This is a genomic window from Escherichia sp. KTE172 (genome assembly GCF_000408845.1).
Taxonomy (GTDB): Bacteria; Pseudomonadota; Gammaproteobacteria; order Enterobacterales; family Enterobacteriaceae; genus Escherichia; species Escherichia coli.
Map to the genome: position 1 here is coordinate 2,861 of NZ_KE137316.1, position 548 is coordinate 3,408.

1 protein-coding gene is annotated in these 548 nt (G+C 59.1%); it reads left to right on the top strand.

All coding sequences use genetic code 11. The features are described 5' to 3' along the window. On the top strand, positions 1 to 548 hold a 548-nt coding region (locus G434_RS23540), incomplete at both ends, for a phage tail tape measure protein (protein WP_024193909.1).

Consider the following 548-nt stretch of genomic DNA (forward strand, 5'->3'; position numbering starts at 1 on the left):
CTGGAGAAGCATGCCGGAGCGAATGAGAAAATCAGCCAGCAGCGCCGGGATTTGTGGAAGGCGGAAAGTCAGTTCGCGGTACTGGAGGAGGCGGCGCAACGTCGCCAGCTGTCCGCACAGGAGAAATCCCTGCTGGCGCATAAAGATGAGACGCTGGAGTACAAACGCCAGCTGGCTGCACTTGGCGATAAGGTCACGTATCAGGAGCACCTGAACGCGCTGGCGCAGCAGGCGGATAAATTCGCACAGCAGCAACGGGCAAAACGGGCAGCCATTGAGGCGAAAAACCGGGGGCTGACTGACCGGCAGGCAGCGCGGGACGCCACGGAACAGCGCCTGAAGGAACAGTATGGCGATAATCCGCTGGCGCTGAATAGCGTCATGTCAGAGCAGAAAAAGACCTGGGCGGCTGAAGACCAGCTTCGCGGGAGCTGGATGGCAGGCCTCAGGTCAGGCTGGAGTGAGTGGGAAGAGAGCGCCACGGACAGTATGTCGCAGGTTAAAAGTGCAGCCACGCAGACCTTTGATGGTATTGCACAGAATATGGC